The sequence below is a fragment of the Sphingomonas sp. Leaf257 genome (genome assembly GCF_001422185.1).
Taxonomy (GTDB): Bacteria; Pseudomonadota; Alphaproteobacteria; order Sphingomonadales; family Sphingomonadaceae; genus Sphingomonas; species Sphingomonas yabuuchiae.
In genome coordinates this window covers 167,642-184,929 of the sequence record NZ_LMMH01000032.1, presented here as the reverse complement: position 1 = coordinate 184,929, position 17,288 = coordinate 167,642, and the positions used below count along the sequence as shown (strand labels likewise).

Below are 17,288 nucleotides of genomic sequence, written 5' to 3'. Positions count from 1 at the left end.
CTTCCGTTCTTGCATGGGCGATGCAGAAGAATTGGTGGCGGGATATTTCCACCTCATGCGGTCGCAGCGCCGCAAGAAGAAGACCGAGTGGACGCCCGCCCACCACCAGATGCTGCGCGCGATCGAGCTGCGCGCCGAGAATGACCGGCGACGCGCGCTGCGTCAGGCGCGCCTCGAATGGGCCGAGGATCGCGACGCTTGGGAACGCCAGTGGCGATAGCGGGCGGCCGCGATCGCGCGGTTACGCCGCCGGGCTGGCGAACCCGCGCACCGTCATGGGATCAGCCGCGCGCCGCCAAGAGCATCCGCGCCCCTTCAGCGAGGAAGCCCGAACGGTTGGCCGAAACCTTTTCGATTTCGGCGAGCAGGCTCTCGTCCATCGTGACGTTGATCCGGCGCTGCTTGCCGGGCAGATCGGCCCGCACCAGGATGCGCGCCGCCTCGTCGACGTCGGGATCGCGGGCGACCGCGTCCAGGTCGGACGGAGCCGGGATTTCGTCGCCATATTCGACGGACAACTTGATATGCCCGTTCAGCGCGACCTCGGCATTACGCGCCGCCTGTTGCAGCGTGCTGCCGTGCGAGGTGCATCCCGGCACGTCCGGGAAGAAAACGCCATACCCGTCCGGGGCGCGTTCGATGATTGCGGGATAATATGCGATGGCCATGACACATCCTTTCTAAGCCGTGGAGGGAGAGATGGTTGGGAGCCGGGGGCTCCGCTGACCCTTAGGTCAGCTTCACCCCCGTTTGCCTCTCGATGCTCTTCAAAGTCCCGATTGGCATTTCACGTTTCGGGTGGGGGACGGTGGCCGTTCCGGGCTTGGTGGGGTGCCTGAAGTGCTTGTGGCTCCCACTCTGCCGGACCTCGAACCATCCGTCCGACCCGATCCGCTTTATGACTTCCTTACTCGTCATCTCCTTCCCCCTTCATAAGTGTGTATATACATACCAGAGCAGAGGGCAGCAAGAAGAAAGTGTGTACAGTGTGTATTAAATTTGGCTATTGGTAGGCAGCGAAACGGTCACCCTCACCGGGCGCGCGACCAATTTGACGCCTTTCTTCCGCTACCTCAGTGACAAAGGCGAAGCGTAAACCCAAAACTTTCATCGCTATGAACACCCTAGGCCACAGGTCTTGTTCGACCTCGTCACTCTCGCCGCGCGCGAACTCGACCAACGACTCGGCGCGTGCATACAGTGTTGCAGCCTGCAATATTATGTTGCCTAGCCACTCCAAAGAGACAGGTTCACCGGATTGGAATGGCCTTGTACGTGCGTCAAGCACCTGAGCCTCACGAAAGATACTTGCGATCCGGTCATGTACATAAGGATCGTCGAGGTTGACCAAAATTTCTCGTAGCGGCATCACGAGCGCCGCCGGAAACGTTGGAACGTCGATGTTCATAATGGGAGTTTGGCCGGGCCCTCTCTCACTGGGATATAATACGGCGCTGACGGGCCATGATGCGGCTAGAAGCTTTGCAACATTTCCCGCGTGATCGCAGATTGCCGATAGTACCCCCGGTAGCGCCGCCCTTGCGGCTCGCAAATTACGTTGACGACGATCCGCTTCATCTCGCTGTTGTGCTTCGAGCTGTTGCCTTGCCGCTTTGACTTGATCCCGACCAATGCTCAACGCGTTAGCCGAGATATACGCCGCAATTGCCGCAGCTAATAGGGCTAGAAGGCCCGTGATCATCGTTTGCCAGTGGTCGGCCCAGTCAACCCAGCACCAGCCGTCGTCAAGGCGGCAGAAGCGCCACTTGTTCATGAGTCCCCCTCAACAGCGACCGATGCGGCCGCCTTTATCCCAATCGGCACGATACTTTGCCTGTCCACGCCGCAGTTGGATGCAGGATAAATCCTTTCCACTGGCTGATACGAAAGCCAGTGTTCGCCCGTATCGGTCGCGGCCGACGCGCTCGATGGCGATAGGGGCGACCAGTGCGCGGGTCAGGCTGTAGCGCGCGGCGAATGGATCGCCGATGACGCACCGCCGTCCAGCGCGGCAATGGCCAGGCATCTCGGGCGCGTCGATACCGATCAAACGGATACGCTCGCGGCCGCAGCGCAGCGTGTCGCCATCGACCGCGCTACATCGCCCCCGCGCTTCGATAGTTTGCGGCGCGACCAACATGGCGACGGCAAAAAGGATCGGTATCCTCATGTTATCGTGTGACCAGCCAGAGCAGGAGGGCTAAGGCCGCAATCCCTAGGCCGACGGACATCGCCCAGCCGTCCACTTTGCGCTGTTGCTCCACGGCCTCCGCCCGCATCTGCACCACCTTCGCGGCGTCCGCCTCAGCCGCTTCCTCAGCGGCCGCCGCCTCGGGATTGAGAACCCGCAAGGTCCTGCGCGCTTCGGCGATTTTGGCCTGCACCTCGGCCGTTTGGGATGGGCTCAGAGCACCAGCAAGCGCATCGTTCCCGGCGCTGACGATCAACCGCAATCCCGGCTCGAACTCCGGCATCCAGCGCATCCCGACGTCCATCGCATCCAGAATTGCCAATGACACCGATGAACGCCGTTCCGCCATACCTGGCGCACCGGCAAATTGCGCTACGTGCTCCAGCAGCTGGATCGAAATTTTCAGGCCAATGTTCGTCAGCTCTGCGATCGCCAAGCGTGCCGTGTCCGGCTGCGCTTCCTTCGGTGTAGTGGCAATTGCGTGTCCGAACGACACCGCCATTTCCCGCATCCGCACATTGGCTAGGCTGGATTGTCTTGCGACCGCATATCCCTTGCCGAGCCAGGCTTCGGACACGGTCGGATCGATCTCAAGCACGCGATTGAAATAGCTGATCGCTTCGTCATCGTTTCTTGCCTCGACGGCGGTCCGCGCCATGCCGAGCAGATTGCCGATATTGGCCTGTCCCTGTTCCACCCTGTCCCCCTGAACCTGTCTCGGGCGGTTAACCCACATAGGTTAGTTCGCCGCCGCCTCCCATCCGGCCACCATCTGGAGGCCCCCCAATTCGTGAATGAGTATCTGTTGCCGAGTCCTGCCTGCCCGTTGGCTTGCCCTGAATGCCCCCTGAGATGCGCAACTATTGCGAAGGTGCTGACCGAGCGTCACGCGAGCCTTCAGGATCTTCTTCACGCTGCGCGGGCTGGTAGACCCGATGCGACGGCCGAGCGGATCGCGCAAGCGCGAGCGCTTTGGGAAGCTGCACTGAAAGCTCGTGAGCGAGTTCGTCCGTCGACATCCCCTCCGATGCCAGAAGAAGCCCCGCGAACATCTGCTCCAGCGCTGGCTGGCTAGGAAATAGGACTTCCAACGTTACCGCTTGGAAGTCCGCTTCCGGCGGTGGAGGCGGAGCATTCTCGTCAGGATCGTTGATTTCGCCGGTCAGATATTCCGGTGATGTCAGCAGCGTGCGCGCGATCTTGTGCAAGTGTGCGGATGAACGGGATGACCCCCGGATCAAACCGTTGATAGCAGGTTGGGTAATGCCAACCTGCCGCGCCAGCCAAGACTGGCTCTTCCCTAGGGCACTGAGGCGCAGGAGGATGCGTTCGCCGATCATCGGCTAGGCACCCTATAAACGAAATTATAGGCTGCCACATCAGTCTCGTGTTGACTGACCTATAAGCATACTTATAGTTGAGCGCATGGACTCGAATCTCACGATGCTCGCAGCGCTTGAGCTGGCTGTCCGCCGGATCGGCGGACAATCAGCCACCGCGCGGTGCCGTGGGGTTTCGCAGCCCACGGTTCACAACTGGCTTCACAAGGCGAGGAAGTGCCCTCCAGAGCATGTGCTGGGCCTTGAGGCCGCCAGCGAAGTATCGCGTCATGACCTGCGGCCGGATCTGTATCCGCGCGATGACGCGACCCCGACGCCAGCCGCACCGCCGCTGATCGAGCCGACTCAGGGAACGCGCGCATGAGCCGCGATCATGACCCCGCTGAAATCGCCGCTGATGCAGCATTCGTGCGGCAAATCCTCGTGGTTCTTGCGGACAGCGAGTGCGCCGGGTTGGCCGAGCAAGCCCTCCGCAATCTTGGGCAAGACGCGTCGGACGAATGTCTCGCCAAGCTGTGGCAGCTGACGCGATGACCGGCGCGCACATCACTTCCTGCCTCGTCCGCCAGTCGGGTGGCGAGCGCCAGCAGCGCCTTCCTCGGGGGTTGATGCTGCTGGCGACCTGTTCCGCATCGCACGGCGATATCGCCGATCGCGCTGCAATGCTTTTGCGGTCGTCCAGCGGTTCCGCAATTCGTCTCGGCGTCCGACGGGGCGTCGTGGGTCGGCGGTGGGTGAATTCATCCGGGGCCGCGCGCCGCCGACCATCCCTGGAATCGGTGCGATGACGCTCCCACGCGAACCCGTGTCCTTCGCCGCGGCACTGGCGACGATCGAGAAGCGCGTCGGCAGCGACGTCGTGCGGCGGATCGCCAGCCGGGCGCAGCGGACCATCGACGACTGGCGTCATCCTGAAACGCCGCGCACGCCGCCGATCGAGACGGCACTGGCGCTCGACTGCGCCTGGCGCGCCGCCGGTGGCGCTGGCGCGCCCATGCTCGAAACCTATCGCCGACTTTTCGAGGTGTCGGCGCCGATCGTCATCGACATCGACGACGGCCAACTGCCCGGTCTGACGGTGGTGGCGATCAAGGAAACTGCCGAGGCCCACGCCGCGCTCCTCATTGCCCTGCAACCGCAGGCAACCGAGCACCATCGCCGCGAAGCCGTCCGGGAAGTCTCCGAGGCGATCGCCGCGCTCGAGGCACCCCTGCCGCACCTCTACGTCCAGCAGCCGCCCTGATGGCCCCCGCCGACCGTACTCCCATCGATCGTACTCCCTACGACCCGACCCGAAGCCGCCCCCGCCGATCCGATGCGATCGGCGGAGCGGTGATTTTCTGCCCGGAGCCTTGATGCCCATGCTCGACACGGACGAATTGTTGGTGGCCCTCGCGATGACGCGCTGCGCCCGCGATCATCTCGCTCGCCAGCTGCCGCATAACTTCGTCCAGGACTCGCCGGAGCAGATGGCCCTGCTCCAGCGAATGAACATGGCGTTCATGCAGATCAGCGTCGCCGCCGCCGATATGGCGCTCGCTCTGAAGCAGCACATGCAGCCGACCATCGACATCGAGTTCGCAACCGGGGGGCAAACGGCATGATGACGCCCGGCGCATACCTGAAGGCCCTGCGGCGCGGTCGCCGCCTGTCGTTGAATGACATGGCAGGGGCGATCGACACCGTGCCCCACCTGACCGATTTCGAGCGGGCCGAATGGCTGGAGCGGATTGAGGCCGATATCGTGCCGATGGACCTCAGCACGCTGGCCGTCCTGAGCCGCGTCTATCCATTCGATATTGCGCTGATCTACGAGCTGGAGCGGCATCGCCTCGGCATAGAGGACGCGACCACCCGCTTCTGCGTCATATGCGGCAAGACCGACCGGGCTGAATGCACCGCTGCCTATGCGGCCGTCTGCGTCTGGAACCTGCCCCCGCTCGCCGCCGGGGCCGCCGTATGAGCGACGAGCTGCACTACCGCGTGACCATCACGCTGCGTACCCTGACCATCGGGACGGGGCTCGCCGCCGGGATCGCCCTAGCCTTTCTGTTGATGGGCCATCTGCGCATCGCGCTGGCCGCCGTCATCCTCATCATCATCGCGCAGGTCCTCTCGATCGAGACGCTGCGCGCCTTCGCCGCCCTCCAGTTACGGGACCCACGCGCATGAAGCCGATCGCGCCCACCTCGCTGCATCCGATGACGTGCCGCTGTACCGAGTGCCGCCCCAAGGAAACTCCGGCCGACAATTACCTGCGGCCGAATGACATCGCCCTGCTGGTGATCGCGGGCCTGATCGTCGGCCTGATCCTCGCCGAGCTGGTCGACTGGATGATCGCTGGGCCCGGCGTCATTCCGGAGCTGGGCCTGTGAGGGAGGTTCCCCGCAACCTCGAGACGATGCCCGTGCTGGTCACGAAGGCGGACGTTCTCGACCACCTGGCTAAGATCTGTGACCAAATGGCCGTTGGCATCGAGATGGCGTCGATGCTCATCGACCTGCCCCTGTCCCTGCCGCGCGGGAGCGACACCGAGAAGCTAGTAGCGGTCTGGAAATCCAAGCTGCCCGCGCCCGATCTTCAGATCGAGGCAGCGCGAAGCGCGGGCAAGATGCTTAGCCACCTGGCATCCGAAGAACGCATTGTCGCGGCACGCACGGCTGCCGGGCAAACCCGGGAGCCGACCCGTGGCTGATGCTCATGGCGACGGCCACAACGTCACCGCCGACGAGCTGCGCCTGCTGATCGAGCGGGCCGAGCGGCTGGAGGAAGAGAAGAAGGGCATTTCGGACGACATCAAGGATGTCTTCGCCGAGGCCAAGGCGCGCGGGTACGACCCGAAGCAAATCAAGAAGATCATGGTGATCCGCAAAAAGAAGCGTGAGGAATATCAGGAGGAGGAAGCCATCCTCCAGGTGTACCTCAAAGCCCTGGGCATGATGTGATGGCAACGCGTCATCACACCCCGGCCGAGCGCATCGCGGCTGCCCTGAACGACGACCTGGAGCAGGTCTTCCTGCGCCATCTGCCGGTGGCGAATGCGACAATGACGCCGCAAGAAGTCACGGACATGCTGACGCGGGTCGCGGTGAACGCCGCCAAGGGGGCGACAGTCACTGCCCTGGTGCACAAGCATGAGGATCATTCCCAGTGGGAGGTCTGCAATGCCATCCAGGCGGCGATCGGCCATATGTTGTGGGTGGCTCGCGGCGAAATCCTCGCGACTGCCGAGCGGACGCGCGCCGTCCTCGGGAAGGCCAGCTAGATGGGTTACGCGGCCAAGACAGAAGTACCCTTCGAGAAATCCATGGGGGAAGTCGTCGCGCTGCTGGCGCGGCACGGCGCGGACCATATCGGTCAGATGCAGTCGCGTGACCGTTTCACGCTGCAATTCGCGCTCGGCGATCGGACGATCCGCTTCGTCATCCCCTTCGCCCAGCCGGAGCAGATCGAGGCGACGCGCGGCCGTCGTGCTTTCGAGGACGCCGCCGACCAGGCGCGCCGCCAGCGCGGCCGGGCGCTGCTGCTGGTCATCAAAGCGAAGCTGGAAAGCATCGACACGGGCATCGAGACGACTGAGCAGGCATTCCTCGCGAATGTCGTGATGCCCGGCGATCGCACCGTCCACGAGCATGTCGCCCCCGCGATCGCTGCCCATTATGCGGGCCAGAAGACCGGCGCGCCCCTTCTGCCGGGGCCGACGCGATGACCTGCGACGCATTCCGCCGCGCCGATCGGTGCTTTGCTCTAGCCCGGTCGACCACGTTCCCGGCCGAGCGGGAAACGGCGATCGCACACGGCACCACCATCGCCGAGGCGGCGGGGATCGACCTTGATCGCTTCGACATCCCCGGCCGCGCCCAAGCCGCGCCGAAGCACCACCAGATGGGTTTCCGGTCCCAGCCCGCGCCCGACGACTACAACGTCGACGAGATTGGCGACCTGATGCGCGCCCATCGTCGCCACATGGAGGAGGCCAGCGCATGACGTTAAACACCGAACCGAAACAGGCCCTGACGGAAATGTTTCACGACTATGTCGCCTCGACCATCGATCCGGACGGCTTCCCGATCCCAAATGCCCTGGTCCTCGATCAAAATGGGGCGCTGACCGTGGTGGCCTTGGCGGTGGGGCCTACCGAGGCCTATCCCGTCATGCTGAAGCTGTGGGACCAAGGTGCCGCAGAAATGATCTTCGCGCTCGATCGCTATGCGCTACCTGGGCAGGGCACGACGCTCGGGGATCTACTGGCGGGCTTTCACTTTACCCGTCACGCGGCCCCGCGTCCCTTTATCATCGAGTACCAATACGACCCTCGGATCGTGCAACCCATCGATTGGGACAACGCCTATTGGACGGCCGGGCTGTACGGCGAAATCAACCAGTACCTGCGCCAGCGCCTGGGGGTCGATCCTGCGGCAGTGAGGCAATAATGGCGTCCGCCCATTCCGTCGTCCGATTAGATCAAAAGCTCGCCCGCGCCGTGGAGGCGGGGCGAGGTATCCGTCTGGAAGCCCCCGATCTCGATATGCTCGCCCAGCTGGGCCTGTTCGAAATCACCAACCGCGCAAAAAATGAATATCTGAAAGATCGGGCAAAATGTCGGGACGCGAAGCTCCAATCTACCAGCGCGGCAAATACTGGCTCAACCACTACAAGCGGAAAGACGGAAGCCTCCGAAGCGAAAACTTCTATGTCTTCTGGTACGACCCCGCCGCGCGACGTCGATGCAGCGCGTCGACGGGTACGGCCAATGAGGAATTAGCGCGTCGCAACCTCGATCAGCGGTATCTCGCCGATCGCGGCGAAGCGGCGGCATTTTGCGAGACGTGTGGCCAGCCCTTGGCTTCGGCGAGCGGCTATCTGCTGACCGACGCCATGGCCGACTATAATCTGGAATGGGGCGTGAATCAGGTGTCAGGCGACACGATCGCGTCTCGCCTGAATCACGTCGTCGCCTTCCTCGATGCCGAACAGGCCTTAGGGGCCAAGGGGCGTTTCGGACACGCCACCACCTGTGCGGTGGCGTGCAGCAAGCCGTTCGTGACCGCCTTTCGCGCCTGGTCTCGGAAGCAGCCGGTCGTCTGGAAGAACGGGAAGGGGGAAATCACAAAAAGCCGCCCTCGGTCCCCGGCCGCGACAGAGGCCGCGATCGCTCAGCTGATCGCGGCCCTGAATCACGCGGCCGATGCTGATCCGCCCCGGATCGACAAGCGCCCGATCTTCAAGCCGCTGCCCGCTGCCCAGGTTCAGCGGACGCGACGCACCCGGATTGGCGTCGAGGATCTGGCGAAAATGCTGACCTACGCGGCCGAGCCGAACGTGCAGCGCGAATCGCTTCACGCTTTCCTTGTCGCGTCGATCTGCACGATCGCGCGGCCGGGGGCAGTCGTCGACATCAATGTCTCGCCCGAAAGGGAGCAATGGTGGCCGGGGGCAGCGCAGATCGATCTCAATCCACGTGGCCGCGCCCAGAACAAGAAACACCGCGCCTTGCTGCCCGTCCTGCCGCTGCTGGATGCTTGGCTGCGCGAGGAGCTGGCGATTTACCAGAGCCTGTCACCCGACGCGCGCGAAGGGCGCGGGTGGCTGGTGAACTATTTCGGCCGAGGAATTCAGGACGTGGACCGCGCATGGAACACGATGCTGATCAATCTCGACATGCCCCAGGTCAAAGAGATGCGACCCTATGTCCTTCGTCACAGTCTGGCGACGCTGGTCCGCAATCGCGGTGCCACGCGCTGGGACCTTGAAGGCTTCATGGGACACCGCTCGGGCAGTCAGACCGAGGTGTACGCGATCGGCGAATATCCGACCGTCGTAACAGCCTTGGAGGCCATCATTTCCGATCTGGAAGCCCTCGCACCCGGCGCATTGCGCAGGAACCGCGCAGGAACAGATCAGCCCTACGCATTCGAGGGAGGCGAAAAAATGTCGCCATAACAATGGATTAGGGTGGTGCCGCTTACAGGACTCGAACCTGTGACCCCCGCATTACGAATGCGATGCTCTACCAGCTGAGCTAAAGCGGCCCGTCTCGTGAACCGGCTGGTTTCCGGTCAGGTGGGGGCGCTTAACAGGTCGTTGGGGGGCTGGCAAGCGGCTTATGGCGGGTGGGGCGATCTTCATCGATGGTTAACTATGTCGGGGCATGACAGGAGCATGACCAGGAAGACCGTCATGGACCGCGAACCGCAAAACCCCCGGGATCCCGTTCCGGCTCGTCCGGCGGGCGAGATCGCGGGCGGGGCGGAGGATGCGCTGTCGCGGCTGGGCGGGGTGGAGCGGCGGCTTCATGCGCGGGCCTATCACCACTGGGTTTCGCTGTCGGGGGAGGCGCGGTTTCCCTCGATCCGGGCGCTCGATACCGAGGCGATCGGCGATTTTGCGGCCAATTCTGTACTGCTGGATTTTCGCGGCGACCGGATCGATCCGGCCATCGCCTATATCGGCCAGGCCCTGCGCGAGGAATGCGGCACGGCGGCGCGACCGACTCGAATCGGGGAATTGCCCGAAGCGTCGTTGCTGGCGCGGCTGACCCGGCATTTCGACCATGTGCTGGCCGATCAGGTTCCGGCCGGGTTCGAGGCAGAATTCGTCAACGCGCGCGGGCGCATGACGCTGTATCGCGGCATATTGCTGCCCTATTCGTCCGACGGGTTGATGATCGACTTCATCCACGGCGTCCTGAGCTGGAAGGAACTGGCCGATCCGCTGTTGCAGGCGGCGCTGGATTCGGAGCTAATGGATTCCGCCGGGGAGGGGATCAAGCCGCCGCCGCCGGGTTCGGCCGCCGCGCTGTGGAACGGGCCGTCGTCCCCCGGTAGGGAGGAGCCCGAAGCTATCGCTAACATATCATGGCCGACCGATGCACAGCCCGGCACGCCCGTGGTGATGGTCGGACGCGTCGCCGGGGATGGTAGCGTTTCCATCACCGGGACGGTGGTCGGCGACGTGCGCTTGGCCGAAAGGGTATTGCGCGCTTCGCAATGAAAATTGCGCTGCGGCGCAACATCTTTTCTCTCGCGGCAAAGGGTTGAGCACCGCGAGAGCCCGGCCTAGGACTTGGCACCATGGCACCGAATATGTCGCATCCGATGGCCGACGCGATTGCCGCGCGGCTGACCCAGGGCGCCCTTCCGGCGGAGTTGCAGGGGTTCGGCCCCGCGGAGGTGGCTGCTGCGGCGGCCTTCGTCGCGGGCGTGGCGCAACAGCGCTCGCCGGGAGAACCGTCGATCGCGCTGGAGCCGATGTCGGGCGACGACACGCACCGCCGGATGCGTCTCGCCATCGTCAATGACGACATGCCCTTCCTGGTCGATTCGATCGCGGCGATGGTCGGCGCGGACGGCATCGCGATCGACCGCGTGATCCACCCCGTCCTGCCCGTGACCCGCGATGCCGAGGGACAGCTTCTGGCGATCGGCACGGGCGGAAAGTCCGAATCCTTCATCTATCTGGAAATGGAACGCGCCGATGCGCGTGACCGGCGCGGGCTGGTCGACGATCTGCGCGCGGTGCTGGCCGATGTCCGCGCCGCGGTGGCCGACTGGTCGGGGTTGCAGGACGCACTGGCCGCCGATGCGACGACGCTGGGCGAGAAGAATGGCGAGGGCGCGGCGCTTCTCCTGTGGTTCCTGGGCGGCAAGTTGACGCTGCTGGGCCATGAGAAATGGTATGAGGATGGCCGCGACGCGCCCGCGCTGGGCGTGGCGCGGACGCCGCACAAGGTGCCGCTGCTGGCCGAGACGTCGCGCCAGCGCGCGCTGGACTATTTCGCCGAGGGTGGCGCGGCGCCGCTGCTGCTCAAGTCGAATGCGATCTCGACCGTCCACCGCTCGGTGCCGCTCGACCTGGTGCTGGTGCCGGTGATGGAAGGGGGCCGCGTCGTCGGCCTGTCGATCCATGCCGGGCTGTGGACCAGCGCCGCGCTGGCCAGCCCGCCGCATGAAGTGCCGGTGCTGCGTACGCGCCTGGCCGCGCTTCAGGCCAAGTTCGGTTTCGACCCGCGCGGCCATACCGGCAAGGCGCTGACCCATGCGCTGACCGCGCTGCCGCATGACCTTGTCACCGCCTTCCCGGCCGAGGCGCTGGAGCAGCTGGCGCTGACCGCCATGTCGCTGGCCGATCGTCCGCGCCCCGAGCTGGTGCTGATCCGCTCGGTCTTGCAGCGGCATCTGTTCGCCTTTGTCTGGCTGCCCCGCGACGAGCTGACCACCGCGCGGCGCGTGGCGATCGGCGAGATGCTGGGCGAGGCGGCGAACGGCTCGCTGCTCAACTGGTCGATCGCGCTGGAGGACGGCGTCGTGGCGCTGATCCGCTATACGATCGACCTGCGCCAGGACGGTCGCCTGCCCGATACGGCGGCGCTGTCCGAGCGGCTGCGCAAGATGGTGCGCGGCTGGATGCCCGATGTCGAGGCGGCGCTGGCCGAGCAGGTGCCCGCGCCCCGTGCCGCGCGCCTTGCGCTGCGCTGGGCCAATGGCTTCCCGACCAATTACCGCAATGTCAGCGATGCGGCGGAAGCGGCGGCGGACATTCTGCGCCTGTCGTCGCTGGAGAATGAATCGAGCCGTTCGGTCCGCCTCTTCCCGGTCCAGCCGGGGCAGGATCGCCAGCTGAAGATTTACAAGCTGAACGGCGCGCTGCCCTTGTCGGACGCGGTGCCGGTGCTGGAGAATTTCGGCTTCCGCGTGATCGGCGAACTGCCGACGCGGTTGCGCGACGAGGCCGATCCCTTCGTCCACGACTTCATCGTCGAGACCGAGGCGACGACCGAGCCCAAGGGCGCGGCGGTGCTGGAGGGCGCGATCGCCGCCGTGCTGGAGGGTAAGGCGGAAAATGACGCGTTCAACCGCCTGATCGTCGATGTGGGATTGAGCCCGCAGGCGGTGGTGCTGTTCCGTGCGTGGTTCCGCTATCTGCGCCAGGCGGGGCTGCCTTATGGCCTGACCACCGTGGTCGATGCGCTGCGCCGCGCCCCCAAGCTGGCGACCGCGCTGATCGAGCGGTTCACGGCGGCGCATGACCCGAAGGCGGGGGGCGATATCGCCGCCGCCGATGCCGCCATCGCGGCGGGCCTCGATGCGGTGTCGGCGATCGACGACGACCGGATCCTGCGCAGCTTCCGCGACATGATCGCCGCCACGCTGCGCACCAATGCCTTTGCCGAGGCGGGCAGGGAGGCCCTGGCCTTCAAGCTAGATAGCCACAAGATTCCGGGTCTGCCCGCGCCCCTGCCGTGGCGCGAAATCTGGGTCTATTCCCCCCGCGTCGAGGGTATCCATCTGCGCGCCGGACCCGTCGCGCGTGGTGGCCTTCGCTGGTCGGATCGCCGCGACGACTTCCGCACCGAAATCCTGGGCCTGATGAAGGCGCAGCGGGTGAAGAACGCGGTCATCGTGCCGACTGGTGCGAAGGGCGGTTTCTACCCGAAGCAGCTGCCGTCGCCCGTCACCGACCGTGACGGCTGGGCCGCCGAGGGCAAGGAAAGCTACCGCGTGTTCATCCGCGCGCTGCTGTCGATCACCGACAATATCGTCGAGGGCGCGGTGGTGCACCCGGACGGCGTCCGCGTGCTGGACGGTGAGGACCCCTATTTCGTGGTCGCCGCCGACAAGGGCACCGCGACCTTCTCCGACGTCGCCAATGCGCTGGCGCTGGAGCGCGGCTTCTGGCTGGGCGACGCCTTCGCCTCCGGGGGCAGCCAGGGTTACGACCACAAGGCGATGGGCATCACCGCCAAGGGTGCCTGGGTCTCGGTCCAGCGCCACTTTGCCGAGCGGGGCGTGGACGTACAGAGCCAGCCGATCCGCGTCGTCGGTTGCGGCGACATGTCGGGCGACGTGTTCGGCAACGGCATGCTGCTGTCCAAGGCGATCAAGCTGGTCGCCGCGTTCGACCATCGCCACATTTTCCTCGATCCCAATCCCGATCCCGCGACGAGCTGGGACGAGCGTGCACGCATGTTCGCGCTCCCCCGGTCGAGCTGGGCGGATTACGACACCAGCCTAATCTCGCCCGGCGGCGGCGTCTTCCCACGTTCGGCCAAGACCATCCCGCTGTCGGACGAAATCCGTGAGGCTCTGGGCGTTACCGCCACCTCGCTGGAGCCGGCGGCTTTGATCTCGGCGATCCTGAAGGCCCCGGCCGACCTGCTCTGGTTCGGCGGCATCGGGACCTATATCAAGGCGGCGGCGGAGAATAATGTCCAGGTCGGCGATCCGGCGAACGACCGCCTGCGCGTCGATGCCGAGGACCTAAGCGTCATCGCGATCGGCGAGGGCGCCAATCTGGGCGTCACCCAGGCCGCGCGCATCGCCTTTGCCGAGCGGGGCGGGCGGATCAACACCGACTTCATCGATAATTCGGCGGGCGTCGACTGTTCGGATAACGAGGTCAACATCAAGATCGCGCTCAACCGCGAGATGATCGAGGGCCGTCTGGCGGAGGGCGATCGCAACACGCTGCTCGCCTCGATGACCGACGACGTGGCGCATCTGGTGCTGGAGGATAACCGCCTCCAGACTTTGGGCCTGTCGATCGCCGAGGCGGACGGCGCGGGCGCGATGGCGAGCTATGTCCGCGTCATCGAAATCTTCGAGAGCGCCGGGCGGCTCGACCGCGCGGTCGAGGGGCTGGGCAGCAACGACGTGCTGCTGCGGCGTGGGCAGGACGGCATATCGCTGACCCGGCCCGAACTGGCGGTGCTGCTGGCGACGGCCAAGCTGACCTTGCAGGACGCGATCGAGACCAGCCCGCTGGCACTGGACGACGAACTGCTCCCCGATCTGCGCGCCGCCTTCCCGCCCGCGATGCAGGAGGCCTTCGGTGAGGCCATCGACCAGCATCGCCTGCGCGGTGAGATTGTCGCGACCAAGCTGGCCAACCGGATCGTCAACCGGCTGGGCATCCTCCACCCGTTCGAACTGGCCGAGGAGGAAGGCGCGGCGATGGCCGACATCGCGGCGATGTTCGTCGTGGTCGAGCGGCTGTTCGACCTGCCCGCCCTGTGGACCGCGATCGAGACGGCGGCGATGCCCGAGGCGGCGCGTATCGCGCTGTTCGACGAGGTGGCGCGCGCGACGCGCCCCGGCGGCTCCCTCGGTGCAGATCGACGCGTGGCAGCCCGCTCGGCCCTATCTGGAGCTGTATGACGGCAAGCCCGCCGATCTCGCGGCGCGGGTGGTGCGCGTGTCCGAACTCGACGGCGCGGTGGGGCTGGCCGATCTGGGCCAGCGGCTGTCGCTGGACGAGACGCGGTTGACCCATGCCTTCACCCGCCTGGGTCAGGCGCTGGGCCTCGACTGGGCGCAGGGCCAGGCGGCGCGGATCAGCCCGAGCGATCCGTGGGAGCGCCTGTTGATTGCAGGGCTTGCCCGTGACTTCCAGCAGCAGCGGCTCGATTTCCTCGGCCGTGCGGGAACCACCGACCCCGAAGCGGCGGTCGAGGCCTGGCTGGAGCGTAACGCCGCGCGTGTCGGCCAGTTCAAGGCGGTGATCGACCGCGCCCGCCTGGCCGCCCAACCCAACGCCGCGATGCTGGCCCAGATCGCGGGGCAGGCGCGGGTCCTGCTGGGGCGCTGATCTGTTCCCCGGCGAAGGCCGGGGTCCAGTTCTTGTACCGTGTGAAGCGCGCAAAACGCCGCGTGGGAGGCCCTCCCGCGCGGCGTTTTCTTGTTCACGCGAAGCCGCGATGACGCGAAGATTGATTGCGCGCGGAGACGCGGAGGCGCGGAGAAGAAGGTTCGTTCGCGCAGAGGCGCAGAGGACGCAGAAAGGAATTGCCGCGCGCAGCGGCCTCTATTCATCAACGCCTGATACAAGAGGGCCGCTGGCGCGGCGGGCGAGACACCTCCGCGTCTCCGCGCCTCCGCGCGAACCAACCTTCTTCCGCTTCGCGTGAAAAATCAGATCGCCGCACATTTCTCCAGCAACCAGTCGCGATCCGCCCCCTCCAGCTCCGGCGCCAGAACCTGCGCCACCCGCGCATGATAGGCGTTGAGCCAGTCCCGCTCCGCCGCGCTCAGCAGTTCGGGAACGATCAGCGTCCGCTCGATCGGGCACAGGGTCAGCGTCTCGAAGCCCAGCATGTCGCGGTCCGCGCCCGCGATGGCGCGCGGTTCGACCAGCACGAGGTTTTCGATGCGGATGCCGTACTCGCCCGCCTTGTAATAACCCGGCTCGTTGGACAGCATCATGCCCGCGCGCAGCGGCTCCATTGCCGCACCGCCGGGATAGTTGGGCGCGGCGATACGCTGCGGCCCCTCATGCACCGACAGATAGGCGCCGACGCCGTGCCCGGTGCCATGCGCATAATCCAGCCCGACCTCCCAGAGCGGCCGCCGCGCCAGCGAGTCCAGATGCCCGCCCAGTGTCCCGTCCGGGAAGACAGCGGTGGCCAGGCCGATATGCCCCTTCAGCACGCGGGTGAAGCGATCGCGCATCTCGTCGGTCGGCTGGCCGATCGGCATGACGCGGGTGATGTCGGTGGTGCCGTCCTGATATTGCCCGCCCGAGTCGATCAGGAACAGCTGCCCCAATTCGATGGCCGCGTTCGATTCCTCGGTGACATGATAATGCGGGCTCGCGCCATGCGCGCCGGTCGCCGAGATGGTCGAGAAGCTGGTGTCCTTCAGCAGCCCGGTCGCCTCGCGACAGGCCAGCAACCGCGCGGCGGCGGACAATTCGGTCTGTCCACCCTTGGGGCATTCGCTTTCGACCCAGCGCAGGAACTTCACCATCGCCGCGCCGTCGCGCACCGAGGCGGCGCGGTGCCCGGCGACCTCGGCGGGGTTCTTGATCGCCTTGGTCAGCACCACCGGATCGCGGAGCGCCAGCACCTTGGCCCCGCCTGCTTCCAATGCCTGCGCAATGGCGGCGACCGCGCGCTCGGGATCGGCGACCACGCGCTTGCCCGCAAAGCCGGTCAGATAGCCCTCGAACGCCGAACGCTCGTGCAGCCGGACGGCATTGCCCAGATGCGCGCGCACCTCGGGCGTGATCTTCTCGGGTGCGACGAACAGGTCGGTCTCGCCGTCTGCATGGACGATCGCATAGGAGAGTGCGACCGGCGTATGCGCGACATCGGAGCCGCGCACGTTCAGCGCCCAGGCGATGGAATCGAGTGCCGACAGCACCACTGCATCGGCGCGCTGCTCGGCCAGCCATTCGCCGATCCGCGCGCGCTTGGCGGCCGAGCTTTCGCCCGCCACCGCATCGTCCTGCACGCTCAAGCTGGCGGGGGAGGGGGCGGGGCGGTCGGTCCAGACCGCGTCGATCGGGTTGACGGTGACGGCGACCAGTTCGGCGTCGCGATCGGCCAGCGCGGCGGCCATGTCGGCGACCTGCTGGCGCGTGTGCAGCCACGGGTCGTACCCGATCCGCTGCCCCGCCGCCGTCTCACGACCCAGCCAGCCCGCGACGCTGTCCTGCGGCACCGGGATATAGGCATAGTCCTCGCCCGACACCTGCTCGCGCACCTGAAGGGTGTAGCGCCCGTCGGTGAAGATCGCCGCCTTGTCCGTCAGCACCACCGCCGACCCCGCCGACCCGCCAAAGCCGGTCAGCCAGCCCAGCCGCTGTGCATAGTCGCCGACATATTCGCTCATATGCTCGTCGGTCAGCGGCACGACGAAACCGTCGAGCCCCTGGGCGGCCAGTTCGGCACGAAGGGCGGCAAGGCGGGCGGAATGGGACATGGAACAGCCTGACAGCAATGGAAACGCGGTCGGTCTAGCCCTCCGCCCACACAGCGT

At 65.6% G+C, this 17,288-nt stretch carries 23 protein-coding genes, 1 tRNA gene and 1 pseudogene; 17 read left to right on the top strand and 8 right to left on the bottom strand.

Annotated elements, in window-relative coordinates; all coding sequences use genetic code 11:
• The first annotated feature begins 13 nt into the window (after positions 1-13).
• Positions 14-220: a hypothetical protein gene (locus tag ASF14_RS13720; RefSeq protein ID WP_056435957.1), complete on the top strand. Its 207-nt coding sequence runs from the start codon at positions 14-16 to the stop codon at positions 218-220.
• 61 nt (positions 221-281) lie between these two features.
• Here ASF14_RS13720 and ASF14_RS13715 read toward each other — a convergent pair whose 3' ends face one another.
• The 6 genes from ASF14_RS13715 to ASF14_RS13690 all read right to left on the bottom strand — a co-directional run bounded on the left by ASF14_RS13715 (position 282) and on the right by ASF14_RS13690 (position 3,531).
• Entirely contained in the window at positions 282-668 is a 387-nt protein-coding gene (locus ASF14_RS13715; protein WP_056435954.1) for a type II toxin-antitoxin system HicB family antitoxin, read from the bottom strand.
• Between the two features lie 61 nt (positions 669-729).
• Positions 730-918 carry a type II toxin-antitoxin system HicA family toxin gene (locus tag ASF14_RS13710; protein WP_056435951.1) on the bottom strand — a complete coding sequence of 63 codons (189 nt, stop codon included), beginning with the start codon at positions 916-918 and terminating at the stop codon, positions 730-732.
• 85 nt (positions 919-1,003) lie between these two features.
• Positions 1,004-1,774 (bottom strand): hypothetical protein, encoded by a 771-nt coding sequence (locus ASF14_RS21580; RefSeq protein WP_156361193.1) that lies wholly within the window; start codon positions 1,772-1,774, stop codon positions 1,004-1,006.
• Positions 1,775-1,783: 9 nt separating this feature from the next.
• Entirely contained in the window at positions 1,784-2,170 is a 387-nt protein-coding gene (locus ASF14_RS13700) for a thermonuclease family protein (protein ID WP_056435947.1), read from the bottom strand.
• Between the two features lies 1 nt (position 2,171).
• Complete coding sequence (locus ASF14_RS13695) at positions 2,172-2,888, bottom strand: tetratricopeptide repeat protein (protein WP_156361192.1); 717 nt, start codon at positions 2,886-2,888, stop codon at positions 2,172-2,174.
• A gap of 163 nt (positions 2,889-3,051) precedes the next feature.
• Entirely contained in the window at positions 3,052-3,531 is a 480-nt protein-coding gene (locus tag ASF14_RS13690; protein WP_056435943.1) for a helix-turn-helix domain-containing protein, read from the bottom strand.
• Positions 3,532-3,616: 85 nt separating this feature from the next.
• Between ASF14_RS13690 and ASF14_RS22590 the strand changes: the two genes are divergently transcribed.
• The 14 genes from ASF14_RS22590 (at position 3,617) to ASF14_RS13630 (ending at position 9,474) form a co-directional block, all read left to right on the top strand.
• A complete protein-coding gene (locus ASF14_RS22590; protein WP_201780596.1) occupies positions 3,617-3,895 on the top strand; it encodes a YdaS family helix-turn-helix protein in 279 nt (92 codons plus the stop codon).
• Positions 3,892-4,065 (top strand): hypothetical protein, encoded by a 174-nt coding sequence (locus ASF14_RS21575; protein ID WP_156361191.1) that lies wholly within the window; start codon positions 3,892-3,894, stop codon positions 4,063-4,065. Before ASF14_RS22590 ends, ASF14_RS21575 begins: the two co-directional genes overlap by 4 nt.
• Positions 4,066-4,315: 250 nt before the next feature.
• Positions 4,316-4,774: a hypothetical protein gene (locus tag ASF14_RS13685; RefSeq protein ID WP_156361190.1), complete on the top strand. Its 459-nt coding sequence runs from the start codon at positions 4,316-4,318 to the stop codon at positions 4,772-4,774.
• Positions 4,775-4,886: 112 nt separating this feature from the next.
• The gene (locus ASF14_RS13680) at positions 4,887-5,135 is read left to right on the top strand and encodes a hypothetical protein (protein ID WP_056435938.1); all 249 of its coding nucleotides are present in this window, start codon (positions 4,887-4,889) and stop codon (positions 5,133-5,135) included.
• Positions 5,132-5,494: a helix-turn-helix domain-containing protein gene (locus tag ASF14_RS13675; RefSeq protein ID WP_056435935.1), complete on the top strand. Its 363-nt coding sequence runs from the start codon at positions 5,132-5,134 to the stop codon at positions 5,492-5,494. The genes ASF14_RS13680 and ASF14_RS13675 overlap by 4 nt, the downstream gene beginning before the upstream one ends.
• The gene (locus ASF14_RS13670; RefSeq protein WP_056435932.1) at positions 5,491-5,703 is read left to right on the top strand and encodes a hypothetical protein; all 213 of its coding nucleotides are present in this window, start codon (positions 5,491-5,493) and stop codon (positions 5,701-5,703) included. The genes ASF14_RS13675 and ASF14_RS13670 overlap by 4 nt, the downstream gene beginning before the upstream one ends.
• Positions 5,700-5,906 carry a hypothetical protein gene (locus ASF14_RS13665; protein WP_056435927.1) on the top strand — a complete coding sequence of 69 codons (207 nt, stop codon included), beginning with the start codon at positions 5,700-5,702 and terminating at the stop codon, positions 5,904-5,906. The genes ASF14_RS13670 and ASF14_RS13665 overlap by 4 nt, the downstream gene beginning before the upstream one ends.
• Positions 5,907-5,932: 26 nt before the next feature.
• Positions 5,933-6,226: a hypothetical protein gene (locus ASF14_RS13660; RefSeq protein WP_156361188.1), complete on the top strand. Its 294-nt coding sequence runs from the start codon at positions 5,933-5,935 to the stop codon at positions 6,224-6,226.
• The gene (locus tag ASF14_RS13655; protein ID WP_056435918.1) at positions 6,219-6,476 is read left to right on the top strand and encodes a DUF2312 domain-containing protein; all 258 of its coding nucleotides are present in this window, start codon (positions 6,219-6,221) and stop codon (positions 6,474-6,476) included. Before ASF14_RS13660 ends, ASF14_RS13655 begins: the two co-directional genes overlap by 8 nt.
• Complete coding sequence (locus tag ASF14_RS13650) at positions 6,476-6,796, top strand: hypothetical protein (RefSeq protein ID WP_056435915.1); 321 nt, start codon at positions 6,476-6,478, stop codon at positions 6,794-6,796. Before ASF14_RS13655 ends, ASF14_RS13650 begins: the two co-directional genes overlap by 1 nt.
• Before the next feature lie 42 nt (positions 6,797-6,838).
• Positions 6,839-7,240 carry a hypothetical protein gene (locus ASF14_RS13645; RefSeq protein WP_056435912.1) on the top strand — a complete coding sequence of 134 codons (402 nt, stop codon included), beginning with the start codon at positions 6,839-6,841 and terminating at the stop codon, positions 7,238-7,240.
• Entirely contained in the window at positions 7,237-7,518 is a 282-nt protein-coding gene (locus ASF14_RS13640) for a hypothetical protein (RefSeq protein WP_056435908.1), read from the top strand. The genes ASF14_RS13645 and ASF14_RS13640 overlap by 4 nt, the downstream gene beginning before the upstream one ends.
• Positions 7,515-7,964 (top strand): hypothetical protein, encoded by a 450-nt coding sequence (locus ASF14_RS13635; protein WP_056435904.1) that lies wholly within the window; start codon positions 7,515-7,517, stop codon positions 7,962-7,964. Before ASF14_RS13640 ends, ASF14_RS13635 begins: the two co-directional genes overlap by 4 nt.
• A gap of 166 nt (positions 7,965-8,130) precedes the next feature.
• Positions 8,131-9,474, top strand: coding sequence for a hypothetical protein (locus tag ASF14_RS13630; protein ID WP_056435897.1), 1,344 nt, complete (start codon positions 8,131-8,133; stop codon positions 9,472-9,474).
• A gap of 13 nt (positions 9,475-9,487) precedes the next feature.
• Here the strand turns inward: ASF14_RS13630 and ASF14_RS13625 are convergent.
• Positions 9,488-9,563: transfer RNA gene (locus tag ASF14_RS13625), tRNA-Thr, on the bottom strand.
• Between the two features lie 130 nt (positions 9,564-9,693).
• Between ASF14_RS13625 and ASF14_RS13620 the strand changes: the two genes are divergently transcribed.
• Positions 9,694-10,524 (top strand): hypothetical protein, encoded by an 831-nt coding sequence (locus tag ASF14_RS13620; RefSeq protein ID WP_056435895.1) that lies wholly within the window; start codon positions 9,694-9,696, stop codon positions 10,522-10,524.
• Positions 10,525-10,604: 80 nt separating this feature from the next.
• Positions 10,605-15,117, top strand: a pseudogene (locus ASF14_RS13615) (NAD-glutamate dehydrogenase).
• A 323-nt stretch (positions 15,118-15,440) separates the two neighbouring features.
• Here ASF14_RS13615 and ASF14_RS13610 read toward each other — a convergent pair.
• Positions 15,441-17,231 (bottom strand): aminopeptidase P family protein, encoded by a 1,791-nt coding sequence (locus ASF14_RS13610; protein WP_056435892.1) that lies wholly within the window; start codon positions 17,229-17,231, stop codon positions 15,441-15,443.
• Positions 17,232-17,288 lie beyond the last annotated feature (57 nt).

What these genes read in the sequence shown, in the direction of transcription:
- ASF14_RS13620 (WP_056435895.1), top strand. Translation starts at nt 9,694, where the DNA reads ATGACCAGGAAGACCGTCATGGACCGCGAACCGCAAAACCCCCGGGAT.
- ASF14_RS13665 (WP_056435927.1), top strand. Translation starts at nt 5,700, where the DNA reads ATGAAGCCGATCGCGCCCACCTCGCTGCATCCGATGACGTGCCGCTGT.
- ASF14_RS13640 (WP_056435908.1), top strand. Translation starts at nt 7,237, where the DNA reads ATGACCTGCGACGCATTCCGCCGCGCCGATCGGTGCTTTGCTCTAGCC.
- ASF14_RS13645 (WP_056435912.1), top strand. Translation starts at nt 6,839, where the DNA reads ATGGGGGAAGTCGTCGCGCTGCTGGCGCGGCACGGCGCGGACCATATC.
- ASF14_RS13700 (WP_056435947.1), bottom strand. Translation starts at nt 2,170, where the DNA reads ATGAGGATACCGATCCTTTTTGCCGTCGCCATGTTGGTCGCGCCGCAA.
- ASF14_RS13675 (WP_056435935.1), top strand. Translation starts at nt 5,132, where the DNA reads ATGATGACGCCCGGCGCATACCTGAAGGCCCTGCGGCGCGGTCGCCGC.
- ASF14_RS21580 (WP_156361193.1), bottom strand. Translation starts at nt 1,774, where the DNA reads ATGAACAAGTGGCGCTTCTGCCGCCTTGACGACGGCTGGTGCTGGGTT.
- ASF14_RS22590 (WP_201780596.1), top strand. Translation starts at nt 3,617, where the DNA reads ATGGACTCGAATCTCACGATGCTCGCAGCGCTTGAGCTGGCTGTCCGC.
- ASF14_RS13715 (WP_056435954.1), bottom strand. Translation starts at nt 668, where the DNA reads ATGGCCATCGCATATTATCCCGCAATCATCGAACGCGCCCCGGACGGG.
- ASF14_RS13720 (WP_056435957.1), top strand. Translation starts at nt 14, where the DNA reads ATGGGCGATGCAGAAGAATTGGTGGCGGGATATTTCCACCTCATGCGG.
- ASF14_RS13630 (WP_056435897.1), top strand. Translation starts at nt 8,131, where the DNA reads ATGTCGGGACGCGAAGCTCCAATCTACCAGCGCGGCAAATACTGGCTC.
- ASF14_RS21575 (WP_156361191.1), top strand. Translation starts at nt 3,892, where the DNA reads ATGAGCCGCGATCATGACCCCGCTGAAATCGCCGCTGATGCAGCATTC.
- ASF14_RS13710 (WP_056435951.1), bottom strand. Translation starts at nt 918, where the DNA reads ATGACGAGTAAGGAAGTCATAAAGCGGATCGGGTCGGACGGATGGTTC.
- ASF14_RS13660 (WP_156361188.1), top strand. Translation starts at nt 5,933, where the DNA reads ATGCCCGTGCTGGTCACGAAGGCGGACGTTCTCGACCACCTGGCTAAG.
- ASF14_RS13690 (WP_056435943.1), bottom strand. Translation starts at nt 3,531, where the DNA reads ATGATCGGCGAACGCATCCTCCTGCGCCTCAGTGCCCTAGGGAAGAGC.
- ASF14_RS13680 (WP_056435938.1), top strand. Translation starts at nt 4,887, where the DNA reads ATGCCCATGCTCGACACGGACGAATTGTTGGTGGCCCTCGCGATGACG.
- ASF14_RS13610 (WP_056435892.1), bottom strand. Translation starts at nt 17,231, where the DNA reads ATGTCCCATTCCGCCCGCCTTGCCGCCCTTCGTGCCGAACTGGCCGCC.
- ASF14_RS13635 (WP_056435904.1), top strand. Translation starts at nt 7,515, where the DNA reads ATGACGTTAAACACCGAACCGAAACAGGCCCTGACGGAAATGTTTCAC.
- ASF14_RS13670 (WP_056435932.1), top strand. Translation starts at nt 5,491, where the DNA reads ATGAGCGACGAGCTGCACTACCGCGTGACCATCACGCTGCGTACCCTG.
- ASF14_RS13650 (WP_056435915.1), top strand. Translation starts at nt 6,476, where the DNA reads ATGGCAACGCGTCATCACACCCCGGCCGAGCGCATCGCGGCTGCCCTG.
- ASF14_RS13685 (WP_156361190.1), top strand. Translation starts at nt 4,316, where the DNA reads ATGACGCTCCCACGCGAACCCGTGTCCTTCGCCGCGGCACTGGCGACG.